17 protein-coding genes and 1 riboswitch are annotated in these 16,025 nt (G+C 37.2%); of the genes, 13 read left to right on the forward strand and 4 right to left on the reverse strand.

Translation table 11 applies throughout. The annotated features are described in order from the left end of the window. Positions 1-14 precede the first annotated feature (14 nt). From SPK86_RS05650 to SPK86_RS05660, 3 genes are all read right to left on the reverse strand, one after another. Entirely contained in the window at positions 15-2,024 is a 2,010-nt protein-coding gene (locus tag SPK86_RS05650) for a penicillin-binding transpeptidase domain-containing protein (RefSeq protein ID WP_330948837.1), read from the reverse strand. A gap of 233 nt (positions 2,025-2,257) precedes the next feature. Then, positions 2,258-3,199 carry an LCP family glycopolymer transferase gene (locus SPK86_RS05655; protein ID WP_284139243.1) on the reverse strand — a complete coding sequence of 314 codons (942 nt, stop codon included), beginning with the start codon at positions 3,197-3,199 and terminating at the stop codon, positions 2,258-2,260. A gap of 107 nt (positions 3,200-3,306) precedes the next feature. Next, positions 3,307-3,912 carry a class D sortase gene (locus SPK86_RS05660; RefSeq protein ID WP_284139244.1) on the reverse strand — a complete coding sequence of 202 codons (606 nt, stop codon included), beginning with the start codon at positions 3,910-3,912 and terminating at the stop codon, positions 3,307-3,309. A 359-nt stretch (positions 3,913-4,271) separates the two neighbouring features. Here SPK86_RS05660 and tapA point away from each other — a divergent pair, with 359 nt between their 5' ends. From tapA to nagB, 11 genes are all read left to right on the forward strand, one after another. Beyond that, complete coding sequence (gene tapA / locus SPK86_RS05665; protein WP_330948838.1) at positions 4,272-5,105, forward strand: amyloid fiber anchoring/assembly protein TapA; 834 nt, start codon at positions 4,272-4,274, stop codon at positions 5,103-5,105. Then, positions 5,102-5,728 carry a signal peptidase I SipW gene (gene sipW / locus SPK86_RS05670; RefSeq protein WP_330948839.1) on the forward strand — a complete coding sequence of 209 codons (627 nt, stop codon included), beginning with the start codon at positions 5,102-5,104 and terminating at the stop codon, positions 5,726-5,728. The genes tapA and sipW overlap by 4 nt, the downstream gene beginning before the upstream one ends. A gap of 72 nt (positions 5,729-5,800) precedes the next feature. After that, positions 5,801-6,409 carry a TasA family protein gene (locus SPK86_RS05675; protein ID WP_284139247.1) on the forward strand — a complete coding sequence of 203 codons (609 nt, stop codon included), beginning with the start codon at positions 5,801-5,803 and terminating at the stop codon, positions 6,407-6,409. A gap of 25 nt (positions 6,410-6,434) precedes the next feature. Further along, entirely contained in the window at positions 6,435-7,286 is an 852-nt protein-coding gene (locus tag SPK86_RS05680; protein ID WP_284139248.1) for a TasA family protein, read from the forward strand. Between the two features lie 76 nt (positions 7,287-7,362). Then, positions 7,363-7,977, forward strand: coding sequence for a hypothetical protein (locus SPK86_RS05685; protein ID WP_330948840.1), 615 nt, complete (start codon positions 7,363-7,365; stop codon positions 7,975-7,977). A gap of 124 nt (positions 7,978-8,101) precedes the next feature. After that, positions 8,102-8,184, forward strand: a riboswitch (cyclic di-GMP riboswitch). Positions 8,185-8,208: 24 nt separating this feature from the next. Then, positions 8,209-8,337 carry an anti-repressor SinI family protein gene (locus SPK86_RS05690; protein ID WP_284139250.1) on the forward strand — a complete coding sequence of 43 codons (129 nt, stop codon included), beginning with the start codon at positions 8,209-8,211 and terminating at the stop codon, positions 8,335-8,337. 77 nt (positions 8,338-8,414) lie between these two features. Further along, positions 8,415-8,750, forward strand: coding sequence for a helix-turn-helix domain-containing protein (locus SPK86_RS05695; RefSeq protein WP_284139251.1), 336 nt, complete (start codon positions 8,415-8,417; stop codon positions 8,748-8,750). Between the two features lie 717 nt (positions 8,751-9,467). Beyond that, the gene (locus tag SPK86_RS05700) at positions 9,468-9,608 is read left to right on the forward strand and encodes a hypothetical protein (protein WP_284139252.1); all 141 of its coding nucleotides are present in this window, start codon (positions 9,468-9,470) and stop codon (positions 9,606-9,608) included. A gap of 319 nt (positions 9,609-9,927) precedes the next feature. Beyond that, positions 9,928-10,857: a DUF7916 family protein gene (locus SPK86_RS05705; protein WP_330948841.1), complete on the forward strand. Its 930-nt coding sequence runs from the start codon at positions 9,928-9,930 to the stop codon at positions 10,855-10,857. Positions 10,858-10,951: 94 nt separating this feature from the next. Further along, complete coding sequence (gene nagA, locus SPK86_RS05710; protein ID WP_284139254.1) at positions 10,952-12,133, forward strand: N-acetylglucosamine-6-phosphate deacetylase; 1,182 nt, start codon at positions 10,952-10,954, stop codon at positions 12,131-12,133. Positions 12,134-12,135: 2 nt separating this feature from the next. Beyond that, positions 12,136-12,867 carry a glucosamine-6-phosphate deaminase gene (gene nagB / locus SPK86_RS05715; protein ID WP_284139255.1) on the forward strand — a complete coding sequence of 244 codons (732 nt, stop codon included), beginning with the start codon at positions 12,136-12,138 and terminating at the stop codon, positions 12,865-12,867. Positions 12,868-13,071: 204 nt separating this feature from the next. Here the strand turns inward: nagB and SPK86_RS05720 are convergent, their stop codons facing one another. Then, positions 13,072-13,710, reverse strand: coding sequence for a YigZ family protein (locus tag SPK86_RS05720; RefSeq protein ID WP_284139256.1), 639 nt, complete (start codon positions 13,708-13,710; stop codon positions 13,072-13,074). Positions 13,711-13,961: 251 nt separating this feature from the next. On the opposite strand from SPK86_RS05720, the gene SPK86_RS05725 reads away from it, so the two are divergent. Further along, positions 13,962-15,095: a sensor histidine kinase gene (locus tag SPK86_RS05725; protein WP_284139257.1), complete on the forward strand. Its 1,134-nt coding sequence runs from the start codon at positions 13,962-13,964 to the stop codon at positions 15,093-15,095. Positions 15,096-15,232: 137 nt separating this feature from the next. After that, positions 15,233-15,925: a response regulator gene (locus SPK86_RS05730; protein ID WP_284139258.1), complete on the forward strand. Its 693-nt coding sequence runs from the start codon at positions 15,233-15,235 to the stop codon at positions 15,923-15,925. Positions 15,926-16,025 lie beyond the last annotated feature (100 nt).

A 16,025-nucleotide genomic window follows, 5' to 3' on the forward strand; every position in this document is an offset into this window, starting at 1 on the left:
ACAGGTGTTTTCAGTTATCGAATTGCTTTTAAAATGTTTGTTACTTTCTCAGTTGTAAGATGGCTAGCTCCTTTATCTTGAACCTTCTCAAGCATCATTGCGATGACAATATTTTGTTCATCTGTTGGATAACCAACGAACCACCCATTTTCATCGCCATCTTCTCCAGTATTTAATTTTAGTTCAGCAGTTCCTGTTTTTCCTGATATCGGAAAATCTGCTTTTTGAGCTTCTTTTGCTGTTCCATTCGTGACAACTTTTCGCAACGCTTTTTGAATGAGTTGTGCATGGTCTGCTGAAAGAATATCCTTTTTCCAAGGTTGACCCGTTTCTTCTGTAAGTAAAAGCGTTGGCTTAACCATTGTCCCATTATTGAGAAAAGCTCCAAATGCAGCTGCTAAATGTAAAGAACTTAATTGAATTTCTCCCTGACCATAGCTTGTATTCGCTAATAGCACTTCATCGTCTAAACTTCCTGAAGCAGATATAGATGATGGTGTTATCGGGTATTCAAATGGAACATCTTCTCCAATTCCAAACTGCTTTAGGCCATCGACAAGTGCTTTATCTCCCATCTCTACTGCCTTTTTCGCAAAAAAGATATTGTCGGAACGAACAAGGGCATCTGTGACATCAACTGGTTTGCTAGAGGTAGATACGCGTCGTACTTTATAATCTCCCCAGCCTTTTCCATTACTCCAGGTTAATCCCTTTATTTCAATACCTTCATTAGGTTTAATCGTCCCCTCTTGTAAGCCGATCGCAGCAGTAATTGGTTTCATTACGGATCCAGGTGCATACGTTGAAGCAAACCGATTTAGTAAAGGATTTTGCGGATTTTTTTGCAATTCATCCCATTTACTTTGTTGTATTCCATAAATAAAATCATTTGGATCAAAGGATGGACTACTTACTAATGCTAATGTCTCTCCTGTTTTTGGATGGATCGCCACTGCTGTTCCAGCTTCCTCACCAAAGCTTTTAAATATTTCACTTTGTACATTCACATCAATGGTCAATGCAATATTTTCTCCATTTTTAACAGGCTTCTCAGCTAGGAATTGCTCCTCTTCACCATCCTTTGTAATCGAAATGGTGACTCCTTTTTCTCCTCTAAGCTTCTCTTCATATAATTGCTCCAGACCGCGTTTTCCAATCAAGTCATTTGCATCGTAATTTCTATCACTAATTTCTTCTAATTCTTCAGCTGTTATTTTTCCAATATAACCGACTAGATGAGCGGCGTCTTCGCCAGCAGGGTATACTCTGCCCGTTACTTCCTTTCCTTTTACCCCATTGATCGCCCATAGTTTCTCTAGCAATGCCTCATTTGCTGGTGGTACTTTTTTCAATGGGACAAATAAATTTGGTTTTACCCAGCTAGCGTTTAATTGCTTATCAATTGTTTCAACTGACATGTTGAGCAAGGAAGCTATTGTTTGCTTACTACTTGCAACAAGCTCTTCCGGAACGACACCGATTTCCCACACACTAGCATTAATAGCAAGTGGCATTTTATTTCGATCTTCAATCTCACCGCGAGTTGGTTGCACCGTATTAATTCTTATTTTCCCTCCATCTTTTATTTGAGGAAATATAAAGCCGGGATCCCAATTAATAAACCAATTTTTGTTATCTTTTTCTCCTTGTTCAACAAGTGTAGCATCGTAATCAAAGGTAATTGGACCTGCTGCACTGTTCATTTCTACAGTAAATGGAATGGTAGCTTCTCCATTTTTTGTTGCTGCTTTCAATTTTTCCTCACTAAGCTTCGAAAACGATACGTTCACATCTGTAATCGAAAGATCCTCATATATTTTTTTATAGCGATCAACGACTTCTTCTGTTGGATATAGAGTAGTAGCTTCGTTGGATAGCATGCTATACATCTTATCGAACGCCTGCTTATTCCAATGTGCTGCATATTGTTCAAAACGATCGTTTGGTGTAACTTGATCATCGTTCGAACATGCAGTTACAAATAAGATTAACATCATTATAAGAATAAATTGTATTTTTCTCATATGAACCCCCTCAATATGATAACGTACATAGTCTCATTATAGCATGGCGGCATAGACAATAAAAAGCCACCTAATCGGTTAATTATTGGTTATTTCCGCATAACTAGTAGTATTTCAATCCGATGAGAAGCAGGATAAGGTAAGGGAAGGATATGCTGAAAGTAAATGTCATTTTTCTGTTCAATTAAAAATCAGTGAGAGATGAAAAAGTCCTCACTGATTAGTATTTCATATTATTTTGCTTGCATATGTGATTTGATTTCATTCGTGATTCGAGCGAATTCTGAATCAGGAACTACATAATACCATACTTTTCCAATAGTTTGTCCGCTGCCTTTAATCTCTAATGTTTTCATGTTATTTCTTGTGTTGCGATAGTTAGAGAAAAGATTTTGTAATTGGTCTTTGTTTAAATCTGTTTCAACATTGTTTCCTAAGATACCAAAAATCTCGCCAACTTTAGTTATACTGGAAAAGCTCGCTGCTTCATTCATTGCAGCAGTAATCACATTTCGTTGTCGTTCATTTCGCCCTAAGTCTCCGCGTGGATCTCCTTTTCTCATCCGAATGTATTTTAAAGCATCTTCTCCATTTAAGTGAATTTTGCCTTTTTCAAATGTTCGTCCTCCTTGAGAAAACGCTTGATCATTTTGTACCGTTACGCCACCTAGGGCGTCAACACCTTGCTGGAAGCCTTCCATGTTAACCTTGGCGTAAAAATGAACGGGAACATCAAATGTTTCTTCTACAGTTTGAACAGACAGTTCGACTCCTCCATAAGCATAGGAATGATTAATTTTATCCTTATTTCTTCCTGGAAGAGTAACGTATGTATCCCTTGGGATACTAAGCATTACCATAGAGTTGGTTTTAGGATTTAAGGACATAAGAATCATTGTATCTGATCTTCCTTTATCTCCAGGCCTTTGATCTACACCAAGTAATAGAATATTTACTGTGTGATTCTTTTTGAAAATGGATTCGATTTCTTTTTGACGATCAGGATCATCATCTCTTGCTAAAGGATTGTGCATTGTTTCAATCGTGTCCCCAAGCTTATCCCACATATAGTAGAGGAAGCCTCCCCCTATTAGTAGGACAGTAATTAAACTAATTCCAATCCACTTTAACCATTTCTTCTTTTTTCGCTTACGCTTATCTGTTCTTAATTCCACGTATATTCTCCTCATCTAGCATGATTAATATTAAATGTATCTTGTTGTAATTATATTCGTTGAATCAAATTATATCGAACATTAATTCGTTCGTCTATTTATTCTAATTATTTCTTTTTCGATTCGATAGGTAGTGCAGTAATAATATATCGATCTGGTGCATTGCCTATATACGTGAAGGGATAACATGTAGTAACGGTTAAAACTTCATTTGGTGCTGTTGGAACGATAATGGATCGATCATTTGCGGGAACAACTTTCGTGTTTGAAATTTCATAGGAAAAGCTTCCATATGGTGGTAACTGGATAGTAAGTATATCACCAATTTCGAGTTCCCCCATCCTCCGGAAAACGGTGTCTCGATGTCCAGACAGTACAATTTGATCTTGTTGCGTAGGATAAGCGGTCCCACGGTAATGACCAACACCTTTTTCTAATTCATCTTCATCTGTACCTTCGACGATTGGCAATTGTGCAGAAAGCTTTGGAATATGAAGAAGTCCAACGGTTTCTCCCACAGATGGATTGAACTGATCAGGAAAAGAAATTGTATCTGTATGTCCATTACTTGATGGAAGCTGATTTTTTTCTACTAGTTGTTTTGCCTCTTGCAAGCTTTTATTTTGAGCAGCGTTTGTCTGATACCATTGGTAACCACCAATGGTTGTCAAGCATACCCCTAAAAGTATGAAAAGAATTGCTAGCCTTTTCAAATATCATTCCCCTTTCTTTAAGCTCTTTTCACCCTGTAATATTATTATTTTAACGTTTTGTTTCATCTAGTATATAGAAGAAAATAGAAACTGAAAAGTCACTTGTTCTTTATAAGGAACAAAAATAATAGAAATAAGTAAAAACATGCATAAATCAAAGGGAAATCGATTAAACAAGAGATATTTGTTCTTAATATAGAATATTTGCCTAGATTTAAAGGTTTTCAAACAAAGGTGTGTCCTTTATAATCTTTATGAACTCGTTCTTTAAAAAGAACGAACGGAACTGAAACAATATTGGCTATTTTTTTACCAAATGTGTTCTTTAAAAAGAACAAGGAAGATAGGAGGAGGGAGCCGTGCGATTAAAGCGGTATAAAAAATTTCAAAAAAGATATAGACGAACAAAGGTAGGGTTTCAATTATTGTTAGTCTGGGCTTGTGTACTCCTAGCAGGAACGTATTTTAATACATATACAAATGCGAGCTTTAATGACATAGAGGATGTTTCTAATTATTTACACGTTGACTGGGAGCAGGAAGAGGAACCTGGAGATCCAGATGAAGAATGGGATAAGAGCTCGTTAGTCGCAATGGAAGGCGATGGAAGCTTTGGATTTACATGCAATAGTGGCACAGTAGAATTATTTTCAATGATAAAAAACAAAGAAGATAGCAGTGATATGGCTGGCCCTTCAACATTTGATATACAGTATGCTCCATTTGAAGAGAAAGGACCGAATAATGGTCACCCAGGTGAGACGATATATTCAGGAGAGATCCCTGCACTAGAAAGTGGTGAAACTGTTACACTTCGTTTCTCTGCTAATGAATTACGACCAGGAAAATATAAATTTAAGGCATATCAGCGACCAGGACATCCCGGGAATAGTACACCTTGGGGAGGAATGATTGAACTTACGGTAGAGGATTTGAATAATTGTCTAGGAAATCAGACGACGGTCAATACGCCTGATAAGGAACAGTTTGAAGAAAAGAACGAAAAGCAAAAGGAATCTGAACCTAAAACAAAAAAGAACGAGGCTAATGAGGAAGTAGTTGTTCCGGAGGAAGGGCAAATAAAAGAGACTGAAAGTCAGGAGAGTCCTGCTGAAAAAGAACCGAATACCAAAGATGGAAATGAACAGGAAGGGAAGGAAGAAGCTTCGAATATTGGAGGGGATGATACATGACAACAACAAGCTATGAAAGTAGAAAAGAAAGCCATCAACAGGACCGGAAGAAAAAAGCTTGGACAATGATTAGCAATACAATGTCTACATTATTAATTGTTGTGTTACTTGGAATGACAATTTTGGTACTCTCTGCACGTGCATCAGGAGGCGAGCCAGAACTGTTTGGCTATCAAGTGAAAACTGTCCTCTCTGGATCGATGGAGCCTGCCTTTGATACAGGATCGGTCATTATCGTCAAGCAAATGGAGAATCCAAATGCGATTTCAAAAGGTGATGTGATTACTTATAAGCAAAGTAATAGTCAGCTTGTTACCCATCGCGTTATTGAAGTAATAAATCAGGGGGAGGCAACACAGTTTCGAACAAAGGGTGACAATAATAAAAATCCAGATATGAATCTAGTTCTCCCTCAAAATGTTACTGCAAAGTATACCGGAATTACGGTGCCATTTATCGGATATTTGCTTGGATACGCGAGCACACCTTTAGGTGTAGCATTACTTCTCATTGTTCCCGGAATCATGCTACTGGCGTATTCAATATTTACGATTCACCGTGCATTAAAAGAAATCGAACAAACAACAAAAGACTCGAAAACAGAGGAACAGACAATTGCTTAATAATTGTTCCCCTTGAACAAGGGTTCAATATACATACCCAATTGGGTGAAAACTATTTAGGAGGAATGGGAAATGAGTATGAAGAAAAAAATGACAACAGGTATTCTAGCAGGCGCGCTTGGATTGTCACTTGTTGCTGGCGGAACGTATGCTGCATTTAATGATGTAGAAACTGTCGACAACAGCTTTGCAGCAGGAACACTAGATTTAGAAACAAATACAGATGTGTTGTTTGATCTAAGCAATTTAAAGCCAGGCGATTGGTTTGAAAAAACATTGACCTTAACGAATAACGGGTCGCTAGCGATTGATGAGATCTTATTAACGAGTTTTGCTTCAGGATGGGAAGATGTGCTCCATAACCAATTACCTGATGATGGTGTTAATAACGAAGTAGATTTTCTCCGCCAATTTCAAGTTGAAGTGATGGGAGAGACATTTACATTAGATGAATTAGTAGCTCATGCTAATCAAAGCGTTACCTTTGAAGGAGCGGGTGTGGCTTCATTAGAACCGGGAGATTCTCATGATTTTGATGTAAAAATTACGTTTGTAGAGGACGATACTCGCTATGATGGCTCTCGCTTCTTTGAGCAAAACAAATACCAAGGAGAAGGTGCAGCGATTAATTTACGCTTTGAAGCTACACAAATGCCTGGTGAAGATCGCAGCAACGACTAAAAAATTGAATGGGGGAGCGTAAAAGATGGGTATTAAAAAACGATTAACAAGTGGAGCTATTGCTGCCACACTCGGAATCTCATTAATTGGAGTAGGAACATGGGCAGCGTTTAATGATGTGGAAAATGTAGAAGGTGGCGTTGCGGCAGGAACCTTGGAACTTTCTTTAAATGAACTGAATGGACAGCCGGTAAACTTTGATATTTCTAACTTAAAGCCTGGTGACCATATGACAAGACAGCTTCAGCTTAAAAATGATGGCTCACTAGCGATAAAAGATGTGCTCTTGTCTATAGAGACCGTTGACTTTCAAGACTATGCGCCAAATGAGCCAGGAATGCCAGGCTATGAGGATGAGGATACGTGGGGAGAAAATACCGTTGTTGACTACTTAAACCAGTTTGAAGTTACCATCATGAATGTAGGAAATGAAGGCAGTGGGGATGGGGAATTCCCGAAGAATATTATTCTTGAGAATGTATCTTTAGGCGATTTTTATTTAGCATCTGGTACGATCCATGGCGATCGTCCAGGGGAGGATCCAGCTTCTATCCAAGCTGCTAGAGAACGTGTCTGGAATAGTGTCGATCAAGCATATATTGATGTAGCTTCAAATCGATTGAATGTGTCAACAGTAAATCCTGATCAATGGACGGGACTTCCAGTCGATCCGTATGATCCAGACAATGTGCTTATCAAAATTGCTTTTAAAGATGACCAAACAAAAAATGAAGATGGCACATATGTACAGAACAAATATCAAGGAGATGCTGCTGCAATCGAATTTATGTTTGAAGCGAGACAATGGGATGGGCAGGATGTTTCCGACGAAGAAGGCTATGTAGAATCCAATGAACAGGCTAATAATGGCAATTAATTATTAAGGGAAGAGCTGCAGGGGAATTTGACGATTCCCCTGCAGCTATCTACTAAAGCTGGGAGGGGTGGATAGAATGAAACTAAAAGAAACAATTTTTTTCACCATTGTAATAATGGTGTTTTCCAGTATTTCTTTGGTGCATGCTGAAGAAGAATTTAATGTTGAACTTTCTACGAATCCCAGCACTATTCTTTTTCATATTGAAGAAATGAAACCAGGAGACTATGCAAGTAAAACATTAACGGTTACAAGTAATAGCACAGGAATGGTTGGTTATATCGTTAATGAAAGGTTTGTAGATGGATCTGAGAAGCTGTATGACCATCTAACATTAAGAATTTCAGATGAACACTCGACTTTATATGATGGGTTGGTGAAAGACTTTCAACAGCTCGAAAGTCGCGAATTAAAAGAGAAAGATTCAGATGTAATTACTTTTACAGTGTCCATGCCAAGTGAGTTAGGAAATGATTTTCAAGGGTTGAGAACAGCATTTGAACTAGAAATTTATGCAGAAGGGTCAATAAATAGTGCTTTGCCATCAGGAAGTAAATTACCAAACACGGCAACAGCTATGTTTCAGTATATTTTAATTGGTATCATCTTATTAAGTGTTGGAACTGCGGTTTATCTCCTACAAGTACGAAAGACATTGTTCAGGAAAAAGAAATTAGATATCGAATCATAATTTTCCTGCAAATATAGACAAAATGATGTGAGGCATTATACAAAACTAGTTTTAATATGACAAAACAAGTCAACCAAAAGTCCTTACTCGTATAGTATATTAGACATATAGAGAAAAAACTTCCTCAGAATAAAGGCAAACTTATTGAAAGGTAAGGACGCAAAATCACAGGTCTAACGTAATTGCTAGGACGGCTGGATTGCCTGAGCGTTATATTGGGGGATGGGGGAAATGGAAAGTATAATGGGAAAAGTTGTATTGGATGAGGAATGGATTATGCTAATAAAGGAGGCGAAGGCTGTAGGGCTATCAGTGGAAGATGTACGTTTATTTATAGAAGAAAATAAATCATGTACATAGCGAATTGAAAAACGTACTATATATAGAACTGCTCACCTATTTTGTGGTATAATTCGCAATGAAAGAAGGTGAGATGCTTGATAGGTGAAAAAATCAAACAATTACGGACAGAAAAGAACCTGTCTATATCTGAATTGGCTGAGCGAGCAAATGTAGCAAAATCCTATCTAAGTTCCATTGAGCGCAACTTGCAACGGAATCCATCAATCCATTTTATGGAAAAAATCAGTAGTGTGTTAGGGGTAACTGTTAATGAGTTGCTTGATGACAACCATGATTCACAAGAGGAAGTGCTTGATCATGAATGGCTGCAAATTGTCAAAGAGGCAATGGATTCAGGCATTACAAAAGAACAGTTCAAGGAGTTTTTGGAATTTAGCAAGTGGAAAAACAAGCAAGAGAACCACTCTTGATTTGAAATGCGATTACCCTAATTAAATAATATATTTTTGCATACTACGGAGATGATACTGTAGTATTTTTTCTTGTGTTTTTTACATGTGTAGGTTTGCTCTCCTCCAACATTTGAAGATTCATCCCACGTAAACTGGAGGTGCTCTGTCTTACCTGCGTCAGCAACAAGCTTCTTTCTTAACCTAATGAACATTGATTGTGTATAAAAGTTGACAACAATACATAAAATTAACCTTTCCATAAATTTAAATATGGATTTTTGTTCCAATACGTAGTACGATGGAACTAATTGTCATTCGGTAATGAATTAAGCATAATCCCTTTCATGATTATTCTTATGTTGTATCGCATAACATCCTAAATTTACATACTCTTCTAATATCATTATGGTAGGGTAGCATTTTTCGTTATCGTATCTTTAGTAACCTTAAACTGTTTCCGTGCATAAGATAGTTGAAACAAGTTTTGTGCAAGGACAAAAACAATAAGGTGATGCTACATGATGTCTTTTTTAATAGCACAAAGATAGGTAAAGACAAAAACATCATAAAGCTTTCGAAAATTATATAGATAGAACGTCAAAAATCGACAGTATTCTATAGTTATATATGTTATTCTTCGGTTACGTTGCATTTTTTGCCGACTACTAAAAGAATTTGTCAATCCGTACGGTTAAAATAATCTAATATTGGGATACTTTTTAAGAGGGTGAAGAAATGAGTGAACGGGAATATTATAAGCATGTATTACAAAAGGTAATTGCAGAGACAGAAAATGAAAAGATAAAGACGTCTGAAGAACTAATTCAAGCACTTATATTTGAGCTTACTGAATTAAGACGAACAGCAACAGATTAGAAATGCTACGTTGGAATGGATGATTATCAAAGTTTATTGCTGTATAATAACAGCGTAACATTGGACAAACTGTTTGCGAAATTGATGGAACGGATAGTAAGTTTTTTCCTTATACTATTGATTTTAGGTGGGAAGATAGTATGGATACGTTTAAAAATCCAAATTTGATGATTTTTAAATGAATAATGCAGGCTAATGCTTATGAGCACATAGGCATTAGCCTCTTTGTAATTAGAGACCACTGGAGCTGTGTCAAGTGGAAATAAAAGTTATCACGAAAAATAGTGCCTAAACGTAATATACGAGGAGGAATATAATTATGAAACGATTGTTAAATTGTACTGCTTCTGATTTCGCTTCAATGAATAAAGATGAACTCTTGCAATCTATTCAGGCTTCAGAGGGAAGAACCATGCTTGCAGAAGTCGTGTGCTCCACTACGCCATTATATCCAGGCTTAACAAATGCAGAATATGTAGCAGCATTTGGGGCGGATCTTGTTTTGTTAAATGTATTTGATGTTGACAAGCCTAGCGTTGAAGGTTTAGAGCTTTTAGAGAAGAAAGTAGAAACAAACGATATTATCCAAACGGTAAAGGAACTAGTTGGGCGACCTGTTGGAATTAATTTAGAGCCAGTAGATATTCACGCTAATGAGTTAGAAACATTAGAGCAATTGCCGGCAGGACGACGGGCGACAGATAATACGATTCAAAAAGCAATAGGCCTTGGTGTTGATTTTATTTGTCTGACTGGTAATCCGAAAACAGGTGTATCTAATGATGCCATTGAGAAGGCGATTAAAATGGTGAAGAATATCGCAGGGGATAAAATCCTAATTATTGCTGGTAAAATGCACGGTGCTGGTACAAAAATAGATACAGCTGAAGGATTGGCGGACAATGTTTCCGTTCAACGATTTGTTCAAGCCGGAGCAGACATTGTACTGGTTCCTGGTGTTGGAACAGTGCCAGGTGCCACTTTATCTAAAACAGAGCGTCTAATCCAAGCTATTCATAATGAAGGAGCACTAGCTCTTACGACAATAGGAACAAGTCAAGAAGGTTCTACTGTTGAAACGATTCAAAATATCGCATTATATAATAAAATGGCTGGTGCAGACGTACACCATATTGGAGACGCGGGACTACATGGAATTGCACCACCTGAAAACATAATGAATTATTCTATCGCAATACGTGGAAAGCGTCATACGTATACTCGGATGGCAGCATCCATTAAAAGATGACAGCTTGATGAATAGGATAGTAATCGCAATAGACTTTTATGAAGTACTATGCTAGCTTTATATTTGTAAAGGACTATGAAAGGACGGAATATCCATGCCTAATCAGACATCATTGTATCTTACAAATGTTACGGTTTATACGGAAGATGGAGTAATAGAGAATGGTTCATTACTTTTGGAAAATGGACAAATAAAGCAAATATATTCTGATGGAAGGAAGCCAGAAAGCTACCCGCCCTCCTTTAAAATTATTGATGGAACAGGGTTAAATGCAATTCCAGGTTTTATTGATGGCCATATTCATGGGGCAAACGGAGCAGATGTCATGGATGCTACAGAGGAAGCACTAGACAAAATGGCTCTTGTATTACCAAGGGAAGGAACGACAAGCTTTTTGGCAACAACGATCACGCAATCTCCAGAAAATATTACGCGTGCATTGAAAAATGTTGCACAATATACGAGTAAATCTGGACAAGCCGAGATAATTGGGGTTCATTTAGAAGGACCATTTATTGAAGCAAGTAAAAAAGGTGCGCAGCCCTTAGAATACATTATGAAGCCAAGCATTGAACAATTCAAAAAGTGGCAACAAGTTGCACAGGGTTCAATAAAAACTATTACAATGGCACCTGAGCTTGACGAAGATGGATCTTTTATTCGATATCTTGCTGAGACTGGGGTAAATGTGTCTGCTGGTCACACTGACGCAGGAATAGAGGAGATGAAAAAAGCAGTAGCGAATGGTGTTCGACAAGTAACACACATTTGCAATGCAATGAATGGCATCCATCACAGAGATATTGGAGCTGTCGGGGCAGCGTTTCAGCTGGAAGCATTACGAGCAGAACTAATTGCTGATGGCATTCATGTTTCTCCGGAAATGATGCAAATAATTTATCAAAATATGGGAAGTGAACGATTGATCCTTATAACAGATGCAATGCGGGCTAAATGCTTACATGCTGGTGATTATGAGCTTGGCGGTCAGCCAGTTACGGTTACAGAGGATCGAGCAGTACTTCAGGATGGTACATTGGCTGGAAGTATTTTAAAAATGAATGAGGGTGTGCAGCAAATGTTGCGTCTTCGGGACGTCACCATTCAAAATGTTGTCGAGATGGCTTCTATGAATCCAGCTAAGCAGCTTGGTGTGTTTGATAGAAAAGGAAGCATTTCAGTAGGTAAAGATGCAGATGTATTGTTAGTTGATAACCAAATAAATATTAAGCTTGCGGTATGTCGCGGTGTGGTAGCTTACGAGGAGGAAAAATAAAAATGCAAATAATAAAAACAGCAAATTACGAAGCAATGAGTGAAAAAGCGTATGCAGAAATAGTAGAAATCATTAATTCAGTGGAAAATCCTGTATTAGGATTAGCGACAGGTTCTACCCCCGAAGGGCTTTATCAGCATATGATTGAACAATATAATCAAGGAAATCTGACTTTGAAAAAAGCAACAACGTTTAATTTAGATGAATATGTAGGATTAGATGCAGCGGATCCAAATAGTTATCGTTATTATATGAATGACAAATTATTTCAACACATTGATATCCAAAAAGGGCAGAGCCATTTGCCAAATGGTTCTGCACAGGATTTAGAGCAGGAATGTAATGACTATGAACAGAAAATAAAACAAGCAGGGAATATTGATGTACAAATTCTGGGATTAGGTTTAAATGGTCATATCGGCTTTAATGAACCAGGCACTTCATTTGAAAGCAGAACGCATGTGATAGAGTTAGATGCTTCAACTCGTGAAGCGAATGCGCGCTTTTTTTCCTCGTTAGACGCTGTTCCAACACAGGCAATTACAATGGGAATTGAAACGATAATGGAAAGTAAAGCAATTATTTTACTCGTCTCTGGAGAAAATAAAGCGGATGCGGTTGCACGTTTAGTTGAGGGAGAGATTAGTGAGGAATTTCCAGCTTCCATTTTACAAAAGCACGGAAACGTAACATTGATTGCTGATGAAGCAGCTTTATCTAAAGTAGAATTTTAATGGACTGGGACAAAAGAATTTTTTATGAAAATCAAATGAGATGTTTAAGACTTTAACTAGATGAATTGATCGAGTGGTTGTGAAGGGTGAGACATCTTGAAAAGAAGATCGCTTTTTCTACGCGCTTATGCCCGTGGTAAAAGCGATCCCATTGTTCGTATTTTGAGGCAAACGCTCTTGTTTTGTCCTAGCGTCTTCTCCTTATTAATTTGAAACATCGACTTCTACATATTTTTTATCGACTTTCTTTATGGAGGCTTGGCCGTTTGTAAAATCTGTTATCCAAGCTTGGAATGTATCCTCTTCATCGGCTTTTACGTAAACAATACATTCAACTTGTTCTAAATAGTGGATGGTTTCTAAAATATAATTGGAGGATCGTAAAGCATTTTCGATTTTTCCGAGTAATGGGTAATCAATAGTAAGTGAAAATCCTTGCATCAATTGTCTGTTCACAACACCTGTTGCTTGAATTGCTTGCGAAGTGGCAGTTCCATATGCACGGATTAATCCACCTGCGCCCAATTTTATGCCGCCGAAATATCTTGTAACAACTACCACGGTATCCTTTAGGTGCTGTTTTTTTATAACTTCCAGAATTGGTATTCCAGCAGTTCCACTTGGTTCTCCATCATCATTTGCCTTTTGGATTTGATCATGCTCACCAATCATGTATGCGGAGCAATTATGAGTTGCATCATGATGCTTTTTTTTAATTTCCTGAATAAACGTTTGCGCGTCTTTTTCAGATTCTACTCTACGAACATAGCCAATAAATCGTGATTTTTGAATTGTGATTTCATTTGAACCTTCTTTTTTTACTGTTAAGTAATTTGATAACATGTTAACCTCCAAATCTGATAAAAGATAGTATATAATGAAGTAGCATAGATATATACTTTTTCAATAAATTATTCTTGTTGCCAGTGCTTTCATGTGCTTTTACTACATATCGTACTAGAAAAATTCTAATATTTATTGTAAAAATTAGCTTTTTCGTGGTGTTCAAGGAAAAAATTACTAGAACTAAGAAAAAAGACCCTTTTAAAAAGTACGAAGACTCCGTATGATTATATCATAGGTTGGTGTTGATTATGGCGATAAAAACAAGTGAAAAAGATCTAGACAATATCATTCATGAGATGATTGATGTTGTAGAAAATAGCAAGGATGAAATTTTTAACATTAGTGAAGAAGCACGCACTGAACACGAGGTACTCGTACGGGAGTTAAGAGAAACGAAGAATAAAGTAATCGATCATATTGAGAATGGCGACAAACTCGAGCATAAAGTAAGGTATTCAAGACAACGGCTATCTGAAGTGAGTAAATACTTTGATCGTTATTCTGAAACGGAAATTCGTGAGGTTTACGAAAAAACACATGCGATGCAAACGCAATTAGCAGTAATGCGACAGGAAGAGCAGGTGTTGCGTGAAAAACGCGATGAACTAGAGCGAAGAATTGTTGCGTTGGAACAGACGATTGAACGCGCTCAAGGTTTAGCTGGTAAAATTTCTGTCGTACTAAATTACTTAACCGATGATTTTCGTCAAGTAAATGAATTGATTGAAGAGGCAAAGGAAAAACAGGAATTTGGATTGAAAATTATTGAGGCTCAAGAGGAAGAGCGCCGCAAAATTTCTCGTGAAATACATGATGGTCCAGCGCAAATGCTTGCCAATATATTGTTACGGTCTGAGCTGGTGGACCGAACATTTCGAGAGGGAACGCTTGATAAGGGATTAGAGGAAATAAAAAGCGTCCGGAAGATGATTCGCTCTTCATTATATGAGGTCCGTCGAATTATTTATGATCTTCGTCCTATGGCATTAGATGATTTAGGATTAATCCCAACTTTAAAAAAATATCTGTCTACTGTTTCAGAATATAACGATGTAACGATTGATTTTAAATCCTTTGGAGAAGAAGATCGTTTAAATAGTAAATATGAAGTTGCGTTTTTCCGTTTAATACAAGAGGCTGTTCAAAATGCAGTGAAGCATGCACAGGCGAGTTTAATCGAAGTAAGGATGGAAATTCGAAACAATACGTTGACTGTCGTTATTAAAGACAATGGGATTGGCTTTGATCAAAGTGTTAAGCGCGATAAGTCATTTGGATTAATTGGCATGAGAGAGCGTGTTGAAATGTTTGATGGTAAGATAAAAATAGAATCAGAAATTGGAAAAGGTACTAGAATATTAATTCAAGTACCGTATAATTAATGTAACTAGTCCTACAAACATGATGGGCTTTTATATAGTTAAAGGTATGTCGAAATTATAGAAAAAGAAACGTAGTTTATCTATCATAGTAATGGGAGAGTTAACATTGTAGAAATAGACTTAGGAGGAACAAGACGATGAATACTGGTAAACAAGTAAATATTGTTTTGATTGATGATCACAAGCTGTTCCGTGAAGGCGTAAAAAGAATACTTGAATTTGAACCATCTTTTAATGTGGTAGCTGAAGGAGATGATGGATCTGAAGCGCCGAAGCTTGTTAAACATTATGGTCCAGATGTTGTTTTAATGGATATCAATATGCCGAATATTAATGGTGTACAAGCAACTGCGGATTTAGTTCGCTTCTTTCCAAAAACGAGTGTAATTATTTTATCTATTCACGATGATGAGAGCTATGTGACACACGCTTTAAAAACAGGAGCACAAGGCTATTTGTTAAAAGAAATGGATTCCAATTCACTCATCGAAGCGATTAAAGTTGTGAGCGAGGGTGGTTCTTACCTACATCCTAAGGTTACCCACAATTTGGTAAAGGAATATCGTCGGTTAGCAAAAGAAAGTAAGCCAAATGTAGCGGGTAATGAAATTAAATTCCAAAAGCCACTGCATATTTTAACAAAGCGTGAATGTCAGGTTTTACAATTGATTGCAGAAGGGAAAAGCAATCGTTCTGTTGCGGAATCATTATATATTAGTGAAAAAACAGTAAAGAACCATGTAAGTAATATTTTACAAAAAATGAATGTGAATGATCGTACCCAAGCTGTTGTATCAGCAATCCGCAAAGGATGGGTAGAAGTTATCTGATTTAATGTTCAATATTCTCGTAATCTGTTCCTAGATTCGTTACGTAACTAGTATAATACTCTTCGCTCTGATACATGATTGTATCAGAGTTTTTTCATAG

This window comes from Virgibacillus sp. MG-45, assembly GCF_036409425.1.
Classification (GTDB): Bacteria; Bacillota; Bacilli; order Bacillales; family Amphibacillaceae; genus LDC-1.

Bases quoted from the DNA above. Each gene is read 5' to 3' on its own strand.
- SPK86_RS05720 (WP_284139256.1), bottom strand. From the start codon at position 13,710: ATGTTATCAAATTACTTAACAGTAAAAAAAGAAGGTTCAAATGAAATC.
- SPK86_RS05700 (WP_284139252.1), top strand. From the start codon at position 9,468: ATGAGTGAACGGGAATATTATAAGCATGTATTACAAAAGGTAATTGCA.
- SPK86_RS05730 (WP_284139258.1), top strand. From the start codon at position 15,233: ATGAATACTGGTAAACAAGTAAATATTGTTTTGATTGATGATCACAAG.
- SPK86_RS05705 (WP_330948841.1), top strand. From the start codon at position 9,928: ATGAAACGATTGTTAAATTGTACTGCTTCTGATTTCGCTTCAATGAAT.
- SPK86_RS05650 (WP_330948837.1), bottom strand. From the start codon at position 2,024: ATGAGAAAAATACAATTTATTCTTATAATGATGTTAATCTTATTTGTA.
- nagB (WP_284139255.1), top strand. From the start codon at position 12,136: ATGCAAATAATAAAAACAGCAAATTACGAAGCAATGAGTGAAAAAGCG.
- SPK86_RS05685 (WP_330948840.1), top strand. From the start codon at position 7,363: ATGAAACTAAAAGAAACAATTTTTTTCACCATTGTAATAATGGTGTTT.
- nagA (WP_284139254.1), top strand. From the start codon at position 10,952: ATGCCTAATCAGACATCATTGTATCTTACAAATGTTACGGTTTATACG.
- SPK86_RS05680 (WP_284139248.1), top strand. From the start codon at position 6,435: ATGGGTATTAAAAAACGATTAACAAGTGGAGCTATTGCTGCCACACTC.
- SPK86_RS05725 (WP_284139257.1), top strand. From the start codon at position 13,962: ATGGCGATAAAAACAAGTGAAAAAGATCTAGACAATATCATTCATGAG.
- SPK86_RS05675 (WP_284139247.1), top strand. From the start codon at position 5,801: ATGAGTATGAAGAAAAAAATGACAACAGGTATTCTAGCAGGCGCGCTT.
- sipW (WP_330948839.1), top strand. From the start codon at position 5,102: ATGACAACAACAAGCTATGAAAGTAGAAAAGAAAGCCATCAACAGGAC.
- SPK86_RS05690 (WP_284139250.1), top strand. From the start codon at position 8,209: ATGGAAAGTATAATGGGAAAAGTTGTATTGGATGAGGAATGGATTATG.